Raw genomic sequence first — 20464 nt, 5'->3', positions numbered from 1 at the left:
ACGCTCCGGAGCGCGCGGCTTCCCGGGAGGTGGATTTCCCTCTTCGCCGAGCGCTCCGGGACCCTCCGTGCGGCAGGAGAACCCCATGCTTTCACTTGCGCCCGCCGCCACGGCGGTGGCGGCCCCGACCCAGCTCGAGCTCCATCGCCTCGGCGGTTCGGTCTTCCTGCTCTGCTGGACGCTCGAAGCCTCGCCCTTCGGCAAGCCGTCGATCGCGCTGACGGGCGGCGGCCGGCGCCTCGCCGCGGCCTCGATCTCGCTCGGGCTGCGTGACGGGCGCGAAAGGCTGGCCGTCGCCTTCCGCTCCTCCGGCCATGACAGCATCGTCGCGACCCTCTCCGACCACGGCCCGCAGGGCGACGTGACGGCAGCCTTCGACCCGGCGCTGGTTCACGGCCTGGCCGATCCCGACGACATACTGAAGGACCTCACGCCGCGGGCCCGGCTGGCGCTCGCCAATGCGCTGGTGCGGGCCTGGCCGCCCTTGTTCAACCTCGCCGCGGTCCCGAGCTACCTGTCCTTTCTGCGCCAGCTTCTCCTGGCTCTCTTTCCCGAGCCGGCCGCGATGCAGCCCAGCGCGGCGCTGGTCGAGGGCCGATGGTTGTCCGAGACCGTCGTCCCCGCCGATCTCGACGCGCTGCGCACGGCGTTCCGCCTGGACGGCGCCGGCCTCACGCGCCTCGAGCTGCCGTCGCGCCTCGGCGCAGCCGATCGCAACGGCCAGCGCGAGCTTCACCTCGTACTGGAGGAGCCGCCGGTGCGCGGCGGCGGCCTGCTGATCCTGCAGAGCGAGCGCTCCCTCGTGGTCAGGACCTTGCCCGGGCGGCAGGCGGCGCCCTCGCTCGGCCGCTGGTGGGCCGGCAAGGCCGCGAGCCGCGACGGCCTGCGCAACTGGGTCATCGAGCAGCTCGCCGGCCTGTCCGAGCAGGGCCGGCTTCTCGCCGTCGAGATGCAGCGCCGTGCGCCTCTCGCCGTCCAGCATGTCCGCCGGAACGATGACCTACCCGCCGCCGAGCTCGATCTCGCGGTCTGCAACCGGGCGGGCCTGCTGATCGGCGGCTATCTGCGCGATCCCGACGATCTCCTGGAGGAGGTGCTGCTGCATCGCGGCACCGGCGAGCCGATCGCCATGCTCTCGCGCCTCCAGCGCTTCCCGGTCAGGTTGCCGAGCGGGGCGGAAGGCGAGACGCGTGCCGCCATCGGCTTCGCCGCCTTCGCCCCGGACTATGCCGCCGGGGCGCCGGTGCTGCAGCCGCGCTGCGAGATCAGGCTGAAATCGGGGACGGTGCTGACGCTGCGCCCGCCCGTGCAGCCGGCCGACGCGGCCACGATCCGGGCGCGGGCGCTTTCGGCGATCCCGCCGCAATATCTCACCGCCGCGATGCTGGAGGAGACGCTCGCACCGATCCTCGCCGCTTGCCAGGAGGAGTTGCGCGCGAATCGGCCGGAGCCCGAGGTAAAAGCTTTCGGCCGCGGCCCGGCCCGGCCGAAAGCCTCCGTGGTGATCCCGCTCTACCGCGTCTATGATTTCCTGCGCGTGCAGGTCGCGGCCTTCGCAGGCGATCCCTGGTTCGCCGAGAACGCCGAGCTGATCTATGTGCTCGATTCTCCCGAACATGAGGCCGAGGTCGCGCATCTCCTGGGCGGGTTGCATCTCGCCTACGGCCTGCCGATGCAGCTCGTGGCGATGCGGCGCAATGGCGGCTTCTCGGCCGCCTGCAATGCAGGCGCGCGCCAGGCGCGGGGCGAGGCGCTGGCTTTGGTCAATTCCGACGTGATCCCCGTCGGCAATGGCTGGCTGCCGGCTCTGGTCGCCAAGCTCGACAAGCGCCGGCGGATCGGTGCCGTCGGCCCGAAGCTGCTCTACGAGGACGGCTCGCTGCAGCATGCCGGCCTTTTCTTCAAGCGCGACAGTAAAGGCACCTGGCTCAACCATCATTACTTCAAGGGCATGCCGGGCAGCTATGCGCCGGCCAATGTCGAGCGCCCGGTGCCGGGCGTCACCGGCGCCTGCATCGTCATGGCGCGCGAGCTGTTCGGCGAGCTCGGCGGCTTCGACGAGAGCTATGTGATCGGCGATTACGAGGACAGCGATCTGTGCCTCAAGATCCGGCGCGCCGGCCTCGGCATCGTCTATGTGCCGGATGTCGCGCTCTACCATCTCGAGCGCCAGTCGATCTCCAAGAGCACCGATTACACGCGCGGCGCCGCCTCCCAGCACAATGCCTGGCTGCAGATGCGGCGCTGGGACGCGCAGATCGCCGCGCTGATGCAGGCCTTCGAGACCTCGGCGGCCGAGCCCGCGCTGCTGCAGGCACAGGCGCCGAGCGAACCCGACCTTGTTCCCCGCTTCAGCTTCAGGAGAGCGACCGCGGCATGACGGCGATGACGGCCCTGAGACAAATCGCGCCCGAACCGGCGCCCGCGAGCGCCCCGGCCGGGCCGGAGCTCGACTGGCTGCTGGCCGGGCTTCAGACCAACCGCTTCATGCCGCATCCGCCGCCGGATTCGATCTTCGTCGGCGATGGCGACTATCGCGCCATCGGCGCCGAATTCCTCGGCCACTTCGTCCGGATCGGCCGGCTCATGCCGCATGAGCGCGTCTTCGATATCGGCTGCGGTATCGGCCGCATGGCGGTGCCGCTGACGCAGTATCTCGACCCCGAACGGGGCAGCTATGACGGTGTCGACCCGGTGATGGACGGCATCCTCTGGTGCGCCCAGACGATCACGCCGGCCTATCCGCGCTTCCGCTTCCAGCGCCTCGACATCGCCCACCCGCTCTACAATCCGCAGGGGTCGCTGCCGGGCAACGAGGTCCGCTTCGGCTTCGCCAATGGCAGCTTCGACTTCGTGACGATGATCTCGGTGGCGACGCATCTGCCGCCCGACGAGCTCGTGGTCTATCTGCAGGAAGCCTCGCGCCTGCTGGCGCCGGGCGGCCGGCTCTTCCTCACCGCTTTCGCGATCGACGGCAGCACGGGTCAGGAGCGCCTCTCGTTCAAGCGCTGGCAGGACGGGCCCGGCTGGTATGCGATCGACGAGGCGCCGCTTGCGGCGGCCGGGATCGATGCGAGCTTCCTGCTGGAGCAGACGATGCAGGGCGGGCTTGCCGTCGAGGCCCTGCGTCCGGGGCATTGGCGCGGTATCAGCGCGGCGCATTACCAGGACGTGCTGATCGCGACCAAGCCGGGAGGCCGGCCATGAGCCGCCGCATCCTCGTCGTCGCGCACAACCATCCCGCGCTGCATCCGGGCGGGACCGAGATCTTCGCGCATGACCTTGCGGGCGCCTATCGCGAGCAGGGCTGCGAGGTGCTCTTCCTCGGCGCGACCAACACGATCCATCGGGAGCCGCATCCGGGCACGGCGCTGCAATCGGTCGGCGAGGACGTGGTGCTGTGGAGCGCGCATTACGACCGCTTCCACATGAGCCAGATCGACCATTACGGCACATTGCAGGACCTCGGGACGCTGCTCAGCGAGTTCCACCCGGACGTGATCCATGTCCATCATCTCGCCCTGATCGGCGCGGAATTCCTGACGCTGGCGCGCCGGCTGCTGCCGCGGACGGCGATCGTGATGACGCTGCACGACTACTATCCGATCTGCCATCATGACGGGTTGATGGTGCGGCCCGGCGACCGGCAGCGCTGTGCCGGCGCCTCGCCGGCGGGCTGCCATGGCTGCTTCCCCGAGATCGGCGCCGACCGCTTCCTGCTGCGCGAGCGCTTCATCAAGACGCATCTGGCGGCGGTCGACCATTTCGTCGCGCCGAGCCGTTTCCTGCGCCAGCGCTATATCGAATGGGGCCTGCCGGGCGACAGGATCGAGGTCTTCGCCAATGCCCGCCCGGCGCAGGAGCCGGTTCCGCACCGCCGCGCGACGGGCCGGCGCGCCAGTTTCGGCTATTTCGGCAATCTGAATCCCTGGAAGGGCGTGCTGCCGCTGCTGCAGGCGGCCAGGATTCTTCAGGCTTCGGGGGAGAGCGGCTTCAGCCTGCGCATCCATGGCGGCGCGCCGTTCCAGAGCGAGGCCTTCACCAGCGCACTCGACGCCGCGCTCGCCGGAACCGAAGGCGTCGTCACCCATTGCGGCGCTTACGCCCGCGACGAGGTGCCGGCGCTGATGGCCGAGATCGACTGGGTGGTGATGCCCTCGATCTGGTGGGAGAACGCGCCGCTCGTCATCCAGGAAGCCTTCCAGCATCGCCGGCCGCTGATCGTCAGCGATATCGGTGGCATGGCCGAGATGGTGCGCGACGAGATCGACGGGCTGCATGTCCGGCCGGGCGATCCGGCCGCGCTCGCCCGCACCATGCGCCGGGCGATGGAGGAGGCCGGGCTGTGGCAGCGCCTCGTCCACGGCATCGCCGAGCAGCCTTCGCTCGCCGCATGCGCCGCCCGCCATCTCGCCCTCTTCGACAGCCTCAAGCTCGCGGAGGCCGCATGACGACCGCGACCAATCAGAACAACGAACTCCGGCTGCCGCGCGTCGACGCGCCGAATGTCGAGCCGGCGAAGCTGAAAGGGCGGATCGACGCCCTTGACGGCGACCGCCTGCATGGCTGGATCTGGGACCAGGCCCGTCCCGATCAGGCCATCACGGTGAAGGTTTTCTGCGACGGCAAGCTCGCTTTGGAGGCCAAGGCCGATCAGAGCCGCATCGATCTGCGCCGCAACGGCATCGGTGACGGCAGGCACGCCTTTTCCATGGAGCTCGACGAGAAGCTCGTCGCGGCGCGCGGCCGGCTCAGGGTCGTCGGCGTTTCGCCGGCGACAGGGGCCGAGCTGGAATTGCGCCTGCCGGCGGCGGACGAGCTGGCGGCGGAGGCCGCGATCGCTGTGCCGCTCGCGCGCTTCTTCGACAAGGTCGAGGTGCTGATCGCGCTCAACCGGCGTGCCCAGCTCGTCCAGAAGGAGCTGAACGAGAAGCTCGACCGCATCGCGGCGCGTCTCGAAGAGAACAACGCCCTCGCCGAGGCCAGCAAGGTGGAGGCCGAGACGCAAAGCGAGATCGTGCGCCGCCTCGGCGAGCTCGACGTCTTCCAGCTTCGCTTCGACGGCACGTTGCGCGCCTTCGACGAGCGCCTCATGGCGATCCGCAAGGAGGCGCGCGCGCCGCTCCGGCAGGTCACGGTGATCCTCGGCTTCCTCTCGACGCTCGCCGCTGTGATGTCCTTCGCCACGCTTGCCGTGACGCTCTGGGGAGGTTGAGGCGATGAGCGAGGTTATCGTTCCCGAAAGGACGTCCGTCAGCCCGGCGCCGATCGTCGCCTGGACGCCGCTCGGCGAGAACGCCATTCTTGTCCGCAGCGCCTGCGACGCCATTCCGGCCAAGGTTCCGGTCGCGGTCGACGGCAATCCGCGCAACCGCGCCCAGACCATGGTGCTGAGCTGGCGCCGGCCCGGGGCCGAGCCTTTGGCGGCCACCGGCTTCCTCTGCCTCGCGCCCGCGCCCAGCGTCGACAACAGCGGCACCGGCGCCCTGCTGATCGGCCGCCCTGGCCGTCCCCTGCGCCTGATCCTGGCGGCGAAGCCGCAGCCCTTGCAGTCCTTCCTCTCCGAACTCGCCGAGGATGCGGGCCAGGCCTTTCCGAGCGTGGTCGACGGCCTGCTTGAAGTGCTGCTGACCGGCGCGCCCAATCCCCGTCGTCTGAGGGCGGTGGCGATGTTGCTGCAGACCGTCGCGCGGCCAGGAGGCTTCGTCGAGGTGATGGGCGCGCTGGAGGGCGACGGCATCTTCCTGCAGGGCTGGACCTCCGATTTCGCAGCCGGGCGGCTCAAGCTCCTGATCGCGCATGGCGGCCTGTCTCCGGCCCATCTCGAAGCCGGAACTTTCGAGCGGGGCGATCTTGGGGAGGGCGCGCGCGGCTTCTTCGGCCTGCTCGAGGATTGCCAGGTCCAGCAGCCGGGCGAGATCGAGCGGCTCTATTTCCGCGGGAGCGACGGCTGGCGCGCGCTCGAGGTCTATGAGCGCTACGTCCTGCTCGAGCCGATCACGGTTCCCGGCCATCTGCGCGACGGGCTGGCGCGCGGCACGGCGCCCCAGACCACCACCGACAGGCTCAGGCGTGCCTCGCAGCGCTTCGATGGCCGCGACACCGTCTGTCTGCTGGAGGAGCCGGTGCGCGCCGGCATCGACTCCGTGACGGTCGTCGAGGATACCGGCGTGCTGATCATCGGCTGGCTTTTCGATCCGGAGCGCCGGGTCGATGCGGTCACCTTGCGCAGCGGCGGCCAGTCCTGCGCCGTCGACCGGCTCTGGACGCGCGTGCAGCGGCCGGACGTTACCGCCGCCTTCATGGAGGATCCGCGCTTCGGCCCGGCGCTGGCGGCGCGGCGCAACAGCCACGGCTTCATCGTCTTCGCGCCGAAGCTCCTGCCGGAGCCTGGGCAGCCGCTTCATCTCGCCTTCGAGGTTCAGGGTACGGGGCCGGCCTTCCTGCCGCTCGAACCGAACCGCGCCCAGCCGCGGCGGGCGCTGGAGCGCGTCCTCGGCCTGCTCGATCCGCGCTCCTCGACGGCGAATGCGGTGGTCGAGCGCCAGATCGCGCCGGCCCTGCAGGCGGCCGAGATCGTGCCGCCGCGCGCCGTCGAGACGCTCGATGTCGGCCCCTTCGATGCGGAGGCACCGCTCGGCCTCGTCATCGGCCTCGACCATCGCCAGCGCGAATTGTCGGCGCTCTTCGCCTTGCTGGCGATGGATCCGGAAGTCCGGCCGCTGCCGATCGCGATCGCGGCGCCCTCCGAGAGCTTCGACCGCGTCGGCGCGGAAGCGCGGCGGCTCGCACGCTTCTACGGGCTGTCGGTGCGCCTCGTCGCTGTCGAAGGCGTCGAGGATGCCTGCGACGCGCTGGAGGCTGGCGTACGCGCCTGCCGCTTCCAGACGGTCGTGCTGCTCTCGGGGGCCGCGCAGATCCGGATGCCGGGCTGGCTCGGACGGCTCGAAAGAGCCTATCGCGCCCGTGGCGGGCAATGCGTCGCCAGCCCGACCTTGCTGTTCGAGGACGACTCCATCCGCTGGGCCGGCGCCTGGCTGGAGGGAGAAGGCGCGAGTCGGCGCATCGCCAATCGCTTTGTCGGCTATCCGCTCGACGCTGTCGGCAATCTCGGCCCGATGGAGGTCGCGGCGGGAGCGAGCGAATGCTGCGTGCTGTCGCGCGCCGCTTTCATCGAGGTCGGCGGCTTCGCTCGCAACTATTTCACCACGGCGGAGAAGGGGCTCGATCTCTGCCTCAAGCTCAGGATGGCGGGCTCGCCCTCGCTCTGGGTGCCCGACGTCGAGGTCTACGCGGTCGACGACACCGAGACGGCCGCGCCGCATGCCGGCGCGCTGGCAAGGCTCGCCGACCGGACGAGCTTCGACCGGCGCTGGGCGCTCGCGATTTCCAACATGAAAGGCTGAGGATGCGGGTTCTCGTGATATCGCACGCCCATCCCTCGCTCTCGCTGGGCGGGGCGGAGGTGGCGTCCTACAACCTGCACAAGGGGCTGCAGGCGGGCGAGGGCATCGATTCCCATTATCTCGCCCGTGTCGGCGCGCCGACGCCGCGTCATGCCGGCACGGCGCTGATGAGCCTGCGCCAACGCGGCGGGGAGCTGCTCTACTACGCCGAGGATTACGACCATTTCCTGATCTCCAACCGTGCCACGGAGGAGATCGAGCGCGACTTCGTCCGCGTGCTGCACGATCTGAAGCCGGATGTGGTGCATTTCCACCACTTCATCGGGCTCGGGCTCGAATGCCTGTTCGCGGTGCGCGACGCGCTGCCCGATGCGCTGATCGTGGTCACCTTCCACGAATATCTCTCGATCTGCCACCATCACGGCCAGATGGTGAAGACCGGCGCCTTCAAGCTCTGCTACCGGGCCTCGCCGACCGACTGCAACGCCTGCTTTCCCGACATCTCGCCGGCCCGCTTCCTGGCGCGCGAGACCTTCATCAAGGGCATGCTGGGGCTGGCCGACCATTTCGTCTCGCCGAGTCGCTTCCTCGTCGACCGCTATGTCGGCTGGGGACTGGCGGAGGAGCGCTTCTCGGTGATCGAGAACGGCATCGACGTGGCCAGCACCGCCCCGCCGCGGCCCCTGCCCGAAGGCAAGGAGCGGCGCTCGCGCTTCGCCTATTTCGGCCAGCTCACGCCCTATAAGGGCGCCGACGTGCTGATCGACGCGGTGACGCGCATTCCCGATTCCGTCTGGGGCGAGGATGCGATGCTGCTGGTCTATGGCGGCAATCTGGAGCGCCAGCCGCAGGCCTATCAGGACAAGTTCGCCAAGCTGGTCGAGAGCGCCGGCCGGCGCGTGCGCTTCTGCGGCGCCTTCCAGAACCACGAGATGCCGAACCTGATGCGCTCGGTCGACTGGGTGGTGATGCCCTCAGTCTGGTGGGAGAACTCGCCGATCGTGATCCAGGAGGCGTTCTTCCACGGCCGCCCGATCTTGGCGAGCGCGCTCGGCGGCATGGCCGAGAAGATCACCGACGAGGTCGACGGCCTGCATTTCCGCGCTGGCAGCCCCGAGGATCTCGTCGACTGCATGGTCCGCGCCCTGACCGAGCCGGGGCTCTGGGAACGCCTGCGCGGTGGCATCACCCGGCCGATGAGCCATCGCGAATGCGCGCAGACGCATCTCGATCTCTATCGCCGCCTCATCGCCGAACGCAGCCGCCCCGCGCAGGCGCGGCAAGACCCCGCCGCGATGATCGCCTGAAACCATAACGAGACAAAAGGGGAGACCTGTCCATGGCCCGCATCCTCGTCATCAGCCCCTCCGGGGAGGTCTACGACCATGACAATGTGCGCTGGTACGATTATGCCAATCTCGCCAGCCACATCGATCACTATCACAATATCGGCGATGCCTTCGTCTTCGATTCCTCGCTGAAGCTGCTCAATTTCGAGACGCTCGACACCTTGCCGATCGACCACGTCGACCCGGCGATGATCGACCGGCTCAATGCCGAATACGACTACGTCTTCCTGCGCGGCTCGAACTATGTCCATGCGGAGATGGACTGGGCGCAGGCGCCGGACGTGCTGCGCCGGCTGAAGATCCCGGTCATCGCCTTCGGCATCGGCGCGCAGGCGCCGGTCAGCGGCAAGCTGGAGCTGAGCGAGGATAGCAAGACGGTCCTCAAGCTGATCGCGGATTCGACCGCTTCGCTCGGCGTGCGCGGGACCTATTCGGCCGAGGTTCTGAACGATCTCGGCATCCGCAATGTCCGCATCATCGGCTGCCCGACCGCGTTCCGGAACAACAATCCCGGTCTCGCGATCCGCTTGCCGCCGCTCGACCAGGTCAAGACCGCTGGCGTCACGCTCAGGCGCGAGGTTTCCAAGACCTATGCGCAGGACATCCAGCGCTATCTCACCTTCCACCGCGATCTGGTGAAGGCGATGGCGGATCGCTTCGAGGTCACGCTGATGTCGCAGGGCGAGGCCGAGGAGAAGAAGCTCGCGCTGGGCACGCCTGAGCAGAAGGCCGCGGCCATGGCGGCGCTCAAGGACAATGCCTGGGCGACAAGCTGGTATCTCGATGAGCAGGTCGAGGGCCTTTATCGGAACCGCATGTTCTATTCCGACGTGGTCGCGGACTATGAGCGACTGGTGCGCGGGCTCGATCTCGTGCTCGGCTACCGGCTGCACGGCAATCTGATGGCGCTCGCCAATGGCACGCCGTCGATCTACTTCACCTATGACAGCCGCACCGTCGAGTTCGCCGATACCTTCAAGATCCCGAGTGTGGACGTCTTCTCTGGCCAGGACTTCCGGCTGGAGGAGTATTGGGACCAGTCCCGCTTCGACCGCTTCAACGCGGCTTACGCCCAGGTCTACGGGCAGATGCGCGACTTCCTCGTCGAGAACCGCGTCGACAACAAGATGGTGCCGCGTGCGGCCGAGCCGCAGCGGAAGGTGGCATGAGGGGCGCCCGCATCGCGCATCTCGCGCTGTCGGCGGCTTTCCTGCTGCTGGTGGCGCCTCTGGCCGCAGAGGCGCAGACGCCTGCCTATCGGCTCGAGGTCGCGCCCGACGCGAAGGAGGAGACGGTCGTCTCCTGGGCGCGCCAGCGTTGCGAGGAATGGGATCTGCCGGACGCGCCTCTGCGTGCCTTCCGCGACGATAAGGGCGAGGTCGTCGCCTTTGCCAGCCATTACCGCAGCCGCCCGTTGATCGGCGCCGACCTGTCCTCGATCCGCAAGAGCTGCGCCGTCTCCTTCGAGGCGAAGAACAGCGCCGATCCCAGCCAGTTCAGCGACAAGAGCTGGATCGCCGCGACCTGGACCGACGACGGACGCCATGTCCAGGCGCTGATCCATGCCGAGTACCATGCCGACAAGCATCCCGGGGCCTGCCGCTTCAAGGAGGCGATGAGCTGCTGGTACAACGTCGTCACCGCGGCCCAGTCTGATGATGGCGGGCGCAGCTTCAAGACCGACGAGCCGCGCCCTCTCGTGGCGGCGCCGCCCTACAGGCAGGATGTCGACCAGGGCCGGCATCGCGGTTTCTTCAACCCCTCGAACATCGTCGAGAAGGATGGCGCCTGGTATGCGCTGATCGCGACCACCGGTGGTGAGGGCCAGAAGAGCGGCGTCTGCCTGTTCCGGTCCACGGACATCAAGGATCCGACGACGTGGCGGGCCTTTGACGGGCAGGACTTCACGATTCCGGCAGTCGACCCCTACCGCGACGATCTGAGCCGGGCGCGGCCGTGCCAGCCGCTCAAGGAGCTGCCGACCACGGTCGGCTCCGTCACCCGGCATGAGGCGAGCGGGACATGGCTCTCTCTCTTCCATCTCGGCCCGGATCCGCGCCAGAACATTGCGGGTGGCCGCGTCGCCTATAGCTGGTCCGACGATCTGATCCACTGGTCGCCGCTGCAGACGCTGCTCGTGCACCCGACGATGTGGAGCAAGGATTGCAGCGACCGGCTGCGCTACGGCTATGGCGCCATCGCCGACCCGCAATCGCGTTCGCGGAATTTCCAGACGACGGGCGACACCGCCTATCTGTTCATGACGCGGATGCACGTCACCGGCTGCAAGCTCGGCCCCGACCGCGATCTGGTTCGCCTGAAACTTCGTTTCGTCAAGGAGGGCCCATGAACGCGCCCGTGCTCTCGCCTGTCTCCGCCGTTTCGCTGGAGAACGCCATCAAGATCCTGCGCGCGACCACGAGCGAGGTCGTCGTCTCCGTCGGCCGCCGGCCGGATGGGAGCTGGCCGGCGCTCAAGCTGATGCTCGACGGGCAGGATTACGCGACGATCCAGCCCGGCGCGATCGTGACCGGCCACGCGCCCGTCGCCGAGTTGGCGATTCCGCTGCCGCGCCTGCCCGAGGGGCGCCTCCGCTCGATCGCGGTTGTCGATGCGGCGACGGGCACGCTCGCGCCCGGCTCGAATCTACGTCCGATCCCGACCGAGACCAAGCTGCGCGCGCTGGTGATCTATCCGGCCGGCGAGGTCTACGACCACGACAAGGTGCGCTGGTACCGCGCGCCGATGGAGAAGCTGCTCAGCGACTATTTCAACATCGGCGACATGATCGTCTATGATTCGACGCTGAAGCTCCTGCGCTATGCGCATCTGGAGCCGATGAAGATCATGGCGCCGACCGAGGCCGACATCGCGCGCTATGCCAACGAGTTCGATTTCATCTTCGTGCGCGGCTCGAACTTCATCCATGAGAGCATGGAATGGTTCCGCGCCGTCGAGGTGCTGGAGAAGGTGAAGCTGCCGGTCTACGCCATCGGCGTCGGCGCTCAGGCGAGCCAGAACCGCAGGATCGAGCTCCCCGAAGCTTCGAAGCGCTTCTGGTCGATCGTGGCCGAGCGCTCGGCCGCCATCGGCGTCCGTGGCGCCTTCAGTGCCGAGACCCTCAGGCAGAACGGCATCCGCAATGTCGAGGTGGTGGGCTGTCCCTCGATCTTCCGCACCCGCAACCGCGAGCTCCAGATCCGCGTTCCGGACCAGCGCGATATCCGCAAGGTCGCGTTCAGCCTGCGCCGCGAGTCCGACAAGAGCTACACCGCCGATCCGGAAGCCTATCTGCGCAACCAGAAGGCCGCCCTCCTCAAGGTCGACGACCAGAGCGAGATGGTCATGTCCTCGCATGGCGAGCAGGAGGAGAAGGCGTTCTTCCTGCGCGACGTCGCGGCCAAGGAGAAGGCGGTTGCCGAATTCGTCAAGACCGGCTGGTGGAGCGGGCCGGACGACGCCCCGATGCGCCGGATCTACGAGAAGCAGCTGTTCTCCTTCTTCGATGTCGAGCATTACGACGCCTTCGCCCGCTCGCAGGACCTTGCTGTCGGCTACCGCGTCCATGGCGTGCTGCCGGCCGTCGCGCATGGCGTGCCCGGCGTGCTCGTCGCCTATGACACGCGCAGCCAGGAGCTGGCCGAGACGTTGAAGATCCCGGTCGTGCCGGAGGCGGCCCTGGCCGAGGGCGGCTGGCGCGCGGTCTATCAGGAGGCGGCGCTGAACGGCCTGGCGAAGAGCTATGCCGGATCCTACGACCGGATGCGCAATTTCCTCGATCGGAACGGTATTCCCCACCGGATGTGAGGGCCGGGCGGGATCACGGCCGGCCCTTCTCGCAGGCCCGCAAGCCGGGAGAGCCCAAGACTGCAAGCCTACGCGTTCTCACCAGTCAGGAGACGATCATGAAGATCGAATATGATGCAGGCACGGCGCTTTCGATCATGCGCGGCAACCCCGTGCGCGGCTGGATTTCGGGCAAGCCGGAAAAGATGGCCAAGGAGCGCCTGACCACGGGCGCCTACCTTGCCATCGAGCACAAGCCGAAATTCAAGATCGACCCCTCCTGGCCGATCTTCACCATGGGTTCGTGCTTTGCGCGCGAGGTCGAGAATATCCTGATGATGCGTGGCCTGCAGCTGCTGCTCAACGGTCACGGGGTGCCGGCCGAGCATTTCGAAAGCTGGAACGAGGAAAGCGGCCGTGGCGGCGGTGCCGACCGTGGCCAGCTCAGCCGGGGCGCGCTGAACAAATATTCGGTGCGCTCGATGACGCATGAGCTCAAGCGCACGCTGCTTGGGGAGAGCTATCCGGACGATGGGCTGATCGAGCTCGCGCCCGGGCAGTGGTTCGATCCGCAAGCCAGCGGGTTGCGATTGCTCGATCGCGAGAACGCCTTTGCCAACCGCAAGCGCCTCGCCGCGGCGACCGCCCAGATCAAGCAGGCGCGCGTCTGCTTCTTCACGCTCGGCCTGACCGAGACCTGGCTCGATGCGCAGACCGGCATCGCGATGAATGCGCATCCCGGGCCGAGCTGGCTGCAACGGATGCCGGAGCGCTTCCGCTTCGTGGACTACGGCTACGACGCGACGCTCGCCGACATGGAGGAGATCATCGGGCTGATCCGCGAGCATTGCCATCCGGAGATGCGCTTCGTCGTCACGGTTTCGCCGGTGCCGTTCGGCGCGACCTTCAAGGACGCCGACGTCATCGTCGCCAACAGCGCCTCGAAATCGGTGCTGCGGGCGGTGGCGGAGGAGCTGTTCCGGCGCCACGATTTCGTCGACTACTTCCCGAGCTACGAGATCGTGCTCAACTCGCCGCGGCCGATCGCCTTCCAGGACGATCAGCTCCACATTGCCCGTGACATGGTCGCGCATGTGATGACGACCTTCGAGAGAGCCTATCTTGCGCCGCAGGAACAGTCCCAGGCCGCCTGACGAACGGACAGACCGTTCCTGGAGCTGCTGGTCGCGGCTCCCATCGCCGTCTTTCGGCTTGAGCTGAGGCGGACAGGCCCGGCTTCGTGTCTGCCGCCGCTAGCGGGCGTCAGACCCGGGACATCACGCGGTCTGCACTGGGTGGGACCGGCGCGGGCGGTGGGGAGAAGGTCGCTGCGGCGGCGTCTCAGCCCGTCCTGAGCTTGACGATGTCGGCGGAGCCGCGCTGGCCGTCCGGCAGTGGCCGGATCTGGGCCAGGAACTCCGCTTCGTCCGAGCTGATTGCGACCTGGTCGCGGCCATTGCGCTTGGCCGCGTAGAGCGCCTTGTCGGCGTCGTGCAGCAAGGCGTCGAAATCGATGACGCTGTCTTCGGTATGGGCGACGCCCGCGCTGACGGTGCAGTCGAACGCGCCGGCGCTCCCGGTGAAATCGCGCTTGGCGAGGCGCGTGCGGATGCCTTCGGCGAGAATGGCGGCGGAGACGAGCGAGGTGCCGGGCATGAGCAGCGCGAATTCCTCGCCGCCGAGCCGTGCGGCCAGATCCTGCGGACGAGCGGAGAGGGTCAGGATTTCACCGAAGGCGCGCAGGACGTCGTCACCGGCGAGGTGGCCATGGGCGTCGTTGATCATCTTGAAACGGTCGACGTCGAGGACGACCAGCGCGGCCGGTCCCTTGATCTCGCCTGCCAGGCGAGCGAGCAACGCGCGCCGGTTGAGCAGGCCGGTAAGGGGGTCGGTTTCCGCGTCGCGCTTGTGGCCACGCGCCAGCCGCGCCTGGTTGAGCGCGAGCGAGAGGGCACCGATGCCGGCAAGCGTGGTCAGGCAGATGCCGATATTGAGGTCTTCGGCCCAGTTCGCCGGAATTTGCGGCAGAACCCATTGGCCGTCCTGCAGCAGGAGGACGGCGCAGGGGACGAAGGACAGCCCGGTCAGGACATAGAGGGCGGTGAGCAGCGCGATCATCAGCCGGGCTTCCGCGCGGCCGAGCCAGTAATCCCAGGCGGTGACGAGCAGGATGATCGTCGCCGCGACATTGAGCATGAGGATCGCGATGCCGTTGTAGCCGGCGAGCATGGGAACGGCCATGGCGACGGAGGAGGAGACCGCCATCACGACCATGCCGCGCCAGGGCAGAATTGCGGTGCGGAACTCGCGGCCGGCGCCGAAGACGAAGGCAAGGCCGATCAGCAGGATCGTATAGCCGGTGGCGCCGAGCGCCGGGGACATCGTCTTTCCATAGGCGCCATAGACCAGCACGCCGAGCGCCATCAGCGAGACGCCGATGGTCCAGGCCATCAGGAAGCGTTCCTTTTGCGAGACGAGCCAGCTTGCGAGGAACGCGGCCGCCAATCCGCAGCCGGAAAGGGTGAAGGCCGTCAGCAGCGAATGGTAGTCCAGCGGCACGGGCGACTCTGGATCAGGCAGCGAGATTCGCCCCATTTATGGGGGCGGCGCCATTGCGAAACATTTAAACCGATAGAGCAAACCCCACCCTGTTGCGAGGTCCGACTTGTTCATGCGCCGCGCGGACCGGTGGCCGTTACCGCGCCGCGCCGCCGGGCTTGCGTGCGACCAGCGCGAAGCGGGTCGAGGAAGCCAGGCGGATCGCGTCGTGCAGCGGGGCCGCCCGCTGCTGCTCGCGCACGACCTGATGGTAGTCGGCCGGCGTGATCCCGGTGAAGCCGGCGGCCGTCAGCATGGCTTCCAGACGCTCCCGTCCGAGTCCGTCCCTGAAATAGAAGCGGCTGGTGATCGAGGCGTGGGTGTCGGCGTCGATCTGGTGCACGGCCGCGCCGCGACGCTCGCGCAGCCAGGTGCCGAAGCGGTTGACGAGAGCCTGCCAGCGGGTGCGGTTGACCCAGTCGCCGTCGATGACCAGGAGCCGGCCGCCGGGCTTCAGCACGCGGAACCATTCGGCGAAGGCGGCCTCGGGATCGGTCAGCGTCCAGACGAGATGACGCGTGATCAGCGCGTCATAGCTCGTCTCGTCGTCGAGCAGCCTTTCGGCGTCGCCGAGCAGAATGCGCGCGGCGTTGCCGTGCTTGGCGCGGGCGCGCGCGATCATCGCCTCGGAGAAATCGAGCGCCGTGACGCGGTGGCCGAGCGACAGCAAGGCGCGCGTGATCTCGCCGGTGCCGCAGGCGAGGTCGAGCACGTCGAGCGGCGCGGATCCGAAGGAATCGCGGATCAGGCGCTGGAAGGCGGCAAGCTCACGGTCTGACTTGATCGCATGGCCGTAGGAGAGGTCGAAGCTCTCGGCCCGCGCCGACCAATAGGCCCGGATCTCTTCCTTGAGGGAGAAATTGTCCTGCGGGGTGGGGGCTGACATGGCTCAATCGACCTGGATATAGGGCTCGACCAGAAGCGTGCCGCGTGCCGAGCGTTCGAGATGCACGCCGACCGCATATGTCTCGGAAACGGAGGAGTGGGCAAGCACCTCGGCCGGGGGGCCGGCCTGTGCGATGCGCCCCTCATTCATGACCAGCACCCGGTCGGCGAAGCGCGCCGCCAGAGAGAGGTCGTGGATGGCGGTGATCGTGACGATATGGCGCCGGCGCGTCGCCTCGCGGATCGTCGCCATCACGTCGAGCTGGCGGCGCACGTCGAGCGCGCTGGTCGGCTCGTCGAGCAGCAGCACGTCGGGCTCGCGCACCAGCGCCTGGCCGATGGCGGCGAGCTGGCGCTGGCCGCCGGAGAGCGTGCCGATATCGCGCGAGGCGAAGGGGCCCAGGCCGAGCTCGGCGATCACCGCCTCGACCGCGCGCATGTCGTCCGCGGAGGCCGCCAGCGCGAAGCCGCGATGCAGGCTCTTGCGGGCGAGCAGGATGATGTCGAAGACCGAAAGCGCGACGCGCGCCTGCGTATCCTGCGACAGGTAGAAGATCTTGCGCGCCCGCTCACGACTCGTCAGGGGGGCGAGATCGGCGCCGTCGAGGGTGGCGGAACCGAGCTGGGGCTTGAGCAGCCCGGCGGCGCAGCGGAACAGCGTCGACTTGCCGGCGCCGTTGGGGCCGACCAGCGCCGTGAGCTCGCCGCGCGGCAATGCGCCGGTGGAAAGCCGCTCCAGCACGGGCACCGCGCCGTAGCGGAAGGAGAGATCGCGGATCGCAAGCGCCATGCTCAGGCTCCCCTGCTGCGGATCGACATGACCAGGCTGAAGAAGAAGGGCACGCCGATCAGCGCCGTGATGATGCCGATCGGGTAGATGACGCCGGGCGTGATCGCCTTCGAGAGGCTGGATGCGAGCGAAAGCAGGGTGGCGCTCGCCAGCGTCGCGACCGGCAGGAAGAAGCGTTGGTCCTCGCCGACCAGGAGCCGGGCGATGTGAGGGCCGACGAGCCCGATGAAGCCGATGCCGCCGACGAAGGAGACGGAAACCGCCGCGAGCAGCGAGGTGGCGATCAGGATTTCCAGGCGTAAGCGATCGACGCGGATGCCGAGGCTCTCGGCTCGCTCGTCGCCGAGCCGGAGCGCGGTCAGCGCCCAGCCGCGCATCAGGAAAAAAGGCAGGGCGAGCGCGATCAGCAGCGCGGCGACGCCGACCTTGGTCCAGGTCGCGCGGGCGAGGCTGCCAAGGGACCAGAACACGATCTGGGTGAGCTGCACCTCGTTCGAGCGATATTGCAGCAGGGCGGTGATGGCGTTGCAGGTGAAGAGCAGGGCGATGCCGACCAGGATCATGGTCTCGGCGCTGACGCCGCGCAGCTTGGTCATGAAGAACAGGATCAGCGAGGCCCCGAGCGCGAAGACGAAGGCGTTCGCCGTCACGATGAAGGGGCCGGCGCCCGGCACGACGCTCCAGCCGAAGACGATCGCGACGGAGGCGCCGACGGTGGCGGCGGCGGAGACGCCGAGCGTGAACGGGTCTGCCAGCGGGTTGGAGAGGATCGTCTGCATGCCGGCGCCGCTCAGGCCCAGCATGGCGCCGACGGCGAGCGCCATCAGCGCGATCGGCAGGCGCAGATCCCAGACGATGACGGAGAGGCGTGGCGTCGCCGATTGCGGGTCGAGCAATGTCCGCAGCACGTCGGCGAGCGGCAGATTGCCCGGGCCGATCGAGACGTCGAGCGCCAGCGCGAAGGTCAGTGCCAGCAACCCGAACAGGACGAGCTGCAGGCGGCGCGCATTGCGCCTGCGATAATTCGCGGCGGCAGGCACTGTGGCGGGCATGACGGCGGCCATCGCCGCTTACCTCTTCACTGCAGCTTCGCCCAGAACAGGCCGGAATAGGAGATCGGCAGGAATTTCTCGTGGAACTCCTTGAACACCGCTTCCGGATCGACGTCCTTGAACAGATCGGGATAGAATTCCTTCGCCATGGCGAGCTCGGCGACGAAGTAATAGGGCGCATCGTAGAACTGGTGGTAGAAGGCCATCACCTTCTTGCCCTGCACGGCCTTGAGCTGCTGGAAGCCCGGCCGGTTCATCAGGGCCGAGATCTCCTTCTGGACCTTCTCGGGCGTGGCGTCATAGCCGAGGCTGACGGCGCTGCTGCCCGGATTGCTGCCGTACCAGTTGGCGCCGGTCAGGAAGTAGATGTCGGGGTTGTCTGAAAGGACCTTCTCCTGCGCCGCATCGCCCTGGAAGCCGGTGAAGAACTGGCTGCCCCAGTTGCGCCCGCCGGCCTCCTCGATGAAGCGGCCGAAATTGAGGGCGCCGAAGGTGGCGCAGCAGGGCAGCAGGCCGGCGGCGCGCTCGATGAAGACCAGCGGCTTCTTCTTGTCGGGAACAGCGCCGACGCGGGCATAGATGCGCCGCGTCTGCTGCAGGAAGTAGTCGGCGAAGGCGTTCGCCTCCTTCTCGCGGCCGAGCACGCGGCCCAGCAACTGGACGCTCGGCAGCACGTTCTGGGTCGGGTCCTGGCGGAAATCGACGAAGATCGTCGCGATGCCGGCCTTCTCGAGCTTGCCGAGCAAGCCAGTCTCCTGCGCCTTGAAATAGTTGGAGAGGTCGAGGATGTAGACCTCGGTGCCGAGCGCGGCGATCTTCTCCATGCTGACATCGGACGCGTAGGGGTTGCCCATATCGGCCACGTCCTTGGCCTTGGGGAACTTGGCCAGATATTTCGCCCAGGCGCCCGGATCGTTGGCGATCAGGTCGTTGCCCCAGCCGACGACGCGCTTGAACGGATCGTCGCGGTCGAGCATCGCCAACGTGTAGAGCTGCCGGCCTTCACTGAGGACGATCTTCTGCGGGTCGCGCGTCACCTTGACGACGCGGCCGGCGAGATCGGTGACCTCGATGGTCTCCGCCCAGGCCGTGGCGGCACCGAGGAGCGCCATGCCGAGCGTGAGCGCCGAAGTCAGGCGGCGGAACCAGCGGGAAGCGGCCATGGGAGGGGATCCATCAGTGAAGACGGCCCCGCGCTAACACAGGCGGTCACAGTTTCGCAAAGCAATTCTCTTGTTTGTAATTGGTCTAAATACAATCGAATGAAGCATTCGTTCTACGGTTTCTTGATGTCGACAGATTTTGCTCATGACGAAAGGAAGCGGGCTCGCTCGATATTCGCTCGGGATTCAAAATGTGAGAGAGACAAGATGGGAGCAGGCCGCCCAACGGCGTGCCCGCGCCTCGTTTCGGCAGCGCTCCGGTATGGATTGCGGTCAAGCCCGCGATGACCACTGGGGCCATCGCTCGTTGGCGCCGTCGCTACGGAACCTCGCTCTGCGCCGCACCAGCCTTCGCCTGCGATGGCGAGCAGCCGAAGCGTTTGCGGAAGCTGCGGTTGAAATAGGACAGGTCGCCGAAGCCGACCTCGAAGGCGACGCCGCTGATCGAGAGCCGGGCTTCGTCCGCCGCGACCAGCCTGAGCCAGGCGCGCTCCAGCCTGCGTTCGAGAACATATTCCGAGAAGGCCCTGCCTTCGGCCTCGAAGGACTTCTGGATGGCGCGGGGCGTCACGCCGTGAAGTCCCGCGATCATCTCGAGGCTCAGGTCGCGCCGTTCCAGCCTGACCTCGATATCCGCCTTGATCGCCATCAGCCGTCCCGCCCGCTTGTCCGCCGTGGCGGGCGTGCCGGGCGGGCTGCGATCCGTCATCATGACATCGACCAGGTCATGGATATGCCCGATCGCGAGATCCCGGAGCGCGGCCGAGTTCAGCGGGAACAACCCGCGCAGCAGCAGCGCACCGTAATGCGCGAGAACCTGCAGGCCGCGATTGCCGCGCGGAATCGGTCGCATCAACGCGGCCGCATCGGCCGAGGTCAGGGCGGGCAACCGCCCGGCGTCGAGCGCGATGAGGTCGATCCGCCCGAGCTGCGGCAAGCGGAAGCGCGTCTCGCAGGCGAGGTCGAGAATGGCCGCTTCGCGGGCACGCAATGACAGCCGGCGCTCGCCTTGCTCGATCACGGCCCGGCCATCGGCCGGCCTGACCAGCACATAGCGCGGTAGATCGACAGCGCCTGCGACGGGCCAAAGCCAGCGGGCCGCTGGCTCGAAACAGGACATCAGGCCGATATCCGGCCGGGTGGTCAGGACGCAGCGCGCGCCGAAAGGCAGCGCCGGCTCGGTGCGGAGATCGCGGCGCCCGAGAACGCGCCCCAGAATCTTGTGCGCGATCGCGCGCGCCTCTGCCTCGGCGATGCCGTCCGACATCAGCCAGAACGGTGAAAAGGCATCGCCGGCGCCGGCATCCGCGGCTTCGGGCTGTGTCGTGGCGACTACATCCATCGTCTTCGATGCTTCAGTTCGCTTCCGTCCTATACGGCGTTCGCACAGGTCCAAGATTAAATCCTGTAGCGGAAGATAGAGCATTCGATCAAT

General features: G+C 67.7%; 16 protein-coding genes. 10 read left to right on the top strand and 6 right to left on the bottom strand.

Features of this window, described 5'->3' with window-relative positions; genetic code table 11:
- The first annotated feature begins 85 nt into the window (after positions 1 to 85).
- From AB6806_RS17830 to AB6806_RS17785, 10 genes are all read left to right on the top strand, one after another.
- Entirely contained in the window at positions 86 to 2380 is a 2295-nt protein-coding gene (locus tag AB6806_RS17830) for a glycosyltransferase (protein WP_370955068.1), read from the top strand.
- Positions 2377 to 3207 carry a class I SAM-dependent methyltransferase gene (locus tag AB6806_RS17825; protein WP_370955067.1) on the top strand — a complete coding sequence of 277 codons (831 nt, stop codon included), beginning with the start codon at positions 2377 to 2379 and terminating at the stop codon, positions 3205 to 3207. Before AB6806_RS17830 ends, AB6806_RS17825 begins: the two co-directional genes overlap by 4 nt.
- A complete protein-coding gene (locus tag AB6806_RS17820; RefSeq protein WP_370955066.1) occupies positions 3204 to 4451 on the top strand; it encodes a glycosyltransferase family 4 protein in 1248 nt (415 codons plus the stop codon). The genes AB6806_RS17825 and AB6806_RS17820 overlap by 4 nt, the downstream gene beginning before the upstream one ends.
- Entirely contained in the window at positions 4448 to 5215 is a 768-nt protein-coding gene (locus AB6806_RS17815; RefSeq protein WP_370955065.1) for a hypothetical protein, read from the top strand. The genes AB6806_RS17820 and AB6806_RS17815 overlap by 4 nt, the downstream gene beginning before the upstream one ends.
- Before the next feature lie 4 nt (positions 5216 to 5219).
- A complete protein-coding gene (locus tag AB6806_RS17810; protein ID WP_370955064.1) occupies positions 5220 to 7406 on the top strand; it encodes a glycosyltransferase family 2 protein in 2187 nt (728 codons plus the stop codon).
- 2 nt (positions 7407 to 7408) lie between these two features.
- Positions 7409 to 8713 (top strand): glycosyltransferase family 4 protein, encoded by a 1305-nt coding sequence (locus AB6806_RS17805; RefSeq protein WP_112764330.1) that lies wholly within the window; start codon positions 7409 to 7411, stop codon positions 8711 to 8713.
- A 32-nt stretch (positions 8714 to 8745) separates the two neighbouring features.
- On the top strand, positions 8746 to 9924 hold the full coding sequence (locus tag AB6806_RS17800; protein WP_370955063.1) for a polysaccharide pyruvyl transferase family protein: 1179 nt from the start codon (positions 8746 to 8748) through the stop codon (positions 9922 to 9924).
- Positions 9921 to 11105 carry a glycoside hydrolase family protein gene (locus AB6806_RS17795; RefSeq protein ID WP_370955062.1) on the top strand — a complete coding sequence of 395 codons (1185 nt, stop codon included), beginning with the start codon at positions 9921 to 9923 and terminating at the stop codon, positions 11103 to 11105. The genes AB6806_RS17800 and AB6806_RS17795 overlap by 4 nt, the downstream gene beginning before the upstream one ends.
- Positions 11102 to 12562 (top strand): polysaccharide pyruvyl transferase family protein, encoded by a 1461-nt coding sequence (locus AB6806_RS17790; RefSeq protein WP_191124772.1) that lies wholly within the window; start codon positions 11102 to 11104, stop codon positions 12560 to 12562. The genes AB6806_RS17795 and AB6806_RS17790 overlap by 4 nt, the downstream gene beginning before the upstream one ends.
- A 98-nt stretch (positions 12563 to 12660) precedes the next feature.
- On the top strand, positions 12661 to 13695 hold the full coding sequence (locus AB6806_RS17785) for a GSCFA domain-containing protein (RefSeq protein WP_370955061.1): 1035 nt from the start codon (positions 12661 to 12663) through the stop codon (positions 13693 to 13695).
- Between the two features lie 187 nt (positions 13696 to 13882).
- On the opposite strand, the gene AB6806_RS17780 is transcribed toward AB6806_RS17785, so the two are convergent.
- The 6 genes from AB6806_RS17780 to AB6806_RS17755 form a co-directional block, all read right to left on the bottom strand.
- Positions 13883 to 15100, bottom strand: a complete 1218-nt coding sequence (locus AB6806_RS17780; RefSeq protein WP_113252033.1) for a GGDEF domain-containing protein — start codon at positions 15098 to 15100, stop codon at positions 13883 to 13885.
- Between the two features lie 136 nt (positions 15101 to 15236).
- Positions 15237 to 16025, bottom strand: coding sequence for a class I SAM-dependent methyltransferase (locus AB6806_RS17775; protein ID WP_370955060.1), 789 nt, complete (start codon positions 16023 to 16025; stop codon positions 15237 to 15239).
- Positions 16026 to 16028: 3 nt separating this feature from the next.
- Positions 16029 to 16814, bottom strand: a complete 786-nt coding sequence (locus tag AB6806_RS17770) for an ABC transporter ATP-binding protein (protein ID WP_370955059.1) — start codon at positions 16812 to 16814, stop codon at positions 16029 to 16031.
- Positions 16815 to 16816: 2 nt separating this feature from the next.
- A complete protein-coding gene (locus AB6806_RS17765) occupies positions 16817 to 17878 on the bottom strand; it encodes a FecCD family ABC transporter permease (RefSeq protein ID WP_208112944.1) in 1062 nt (353 codons plus the stop codon).
- 14 nt (positions 17879 to 17892) lie between these two features.
- Entirely contained in the window at positions 17893 to 19029 is a 1137-nt protein-coding gene (locus AB6806_RS17760) for an ABC transporter substrate-binding protein (RefSeq protein ID WP_370955058.1), read from the bottom strand.
- 319 nt (positions 19030 to 19348) lie between these two features.
- On the bottom strand, positions 19349 to 20371 hold the full coding sequence (locus tag AB6806_RS17755; protein ID WP_113252036.1) for a helix-turn-helix transcriptional regulator: 1023 nt from the start codon (positions 20369 to 20371) through the stop codon (positions 19349 to 19351).
- Between the last annotated feature and the right edge of the window lie 93 nt (positions 20372 to 20464).

It is taken from the genome of Allobosea sp. RCC_152_1 (assembly GCF_041360765.1).
GTDB lineage: Bacteria > Pseudomonadota > Alphaproteobacteria > Rhizobiales > Beijerinckiaceae > Allobosea > Allobosea spartocytisi.
Note: the sequence above shows the minus strand (reverse complement) of the source record. Positions and strands in the feature narration are given on the sequence as shown.

What these genes read in the sequence shown, in the direction of transcription:
- AB6806_RS17830 (WP_370955068.1), top strand. Translation starts at nt 86, where the DNA reads ATGCTTTCACTTGCGCCCGCCGCCACGGCGGTGGCGGCCCCGACCCAG.
- AB6806_RS17825 (WP_370955067.1), top strand. Translation starts at nt 2,377, where the DNA reads ATGACGGCGATGACGGCCCTGAGACAAATCGCGCCCGAACCGGCGCCC.
- AB6806_RS17820 (WP_370955066.1), top strand. Translation starts at nt 3,204, where the DNA reads ATGAGCCGCCGCATCCTCGTCGTCGCGCACAACCATCCCGCGCTGCAT.
- AB6806_RS17815 (WP_370955065.1), top strand. Translation starts at nt 4,448, where the DNA reads ATGACGACCGCGACCAATCAGAACAACGAACTCCGGCTGCCGCGCGTC.
- AB6806_RS17810 (WP_370955064.1), top strand. Translation starts at nt 5,220, where the DNA reads ATGAGCGAGGTTATCGTTCCCGAAAGGACGTCCGTCAGCCCGGCGCCG.
- AB6806_RS17805 (WP_112764330.1), top strand. Translation starts at nt 7,409, where the DNA reads ATGCGGGTTCTCGTGATATCGCACGCCCATCCCTCGCTCTCGCTGGGC.
- AB6806_RS17800 (WP_370955063.1), top strand. Translation starts at nt 8,746, where the DNA reads ATGGCCCGCATCCTCGTCATCAGCCCCTCCGGGGAGGTCTACGACCAT.
- AB6806_RS17795 (WP_370955062.1), top strand. Translation starts at nt 9,921, where the DNA reads ATGAGGGGCGCCCGCATCGCGCATCTCGCGCTGTCGGCGGCTTTCCTG.
- AB6806_RS17790 (WP_191124772.1), top strand. Translation starts at nt 11,102, where the DNA reads ATGAACGCGCCCGTGCTCTCGCCTGTCTCCGCCGTTTCGCTGGAGAAC.
- AB6806_RS17785 (WP_370955061.1), top strand. Translation starts at nt 12,661, where the DNA reads ATGAAGATCGAATATGATGCAGGCACGGCGCTTTCGATCATGCGCGGC.
- AB6806_RS17775 (WP_370955060.1), bottom strand. Translation starts at nt 16,025, where the DNA reads ATGTCAGCCCCCACCCCGCAGGACAATTTCTCCCTCAAGGAAGAGATC.
- AB6806_RS17770 (WP_370955059.1), bottom strand. Translation starts at nt 16,814, where the DNA reads ATGGCGCTTGCGATCCGCGATCTCTCCTTCCGCTACGGCGCGGTGCCC.
- AB6806_RS17765 (WP_208112944.1), bottom strand. Translation starts at nt 17,878, where the DNA reads ATGGCCGCCGTCATGCCCGCCACAGTGCCTGCCGCCGCGAATTATCGC.
- AB6806_RS17760 (WP_370955058.1), bottom strand. Translation starts at nt 19,029, where the DNA reads ATGGCCGCTTCCCGCTGGTTCCGCCGCCTGACTTCGGCGCTCACGCTC.
- AB6806_RS17755 (WP_113252036.1), bottom strand. Translation starts at nt 20,371, where the DNA reads ATGGATGTAGTCGCCACGACACAGCCCGAAGCCGCGGATGCCGGCGCC.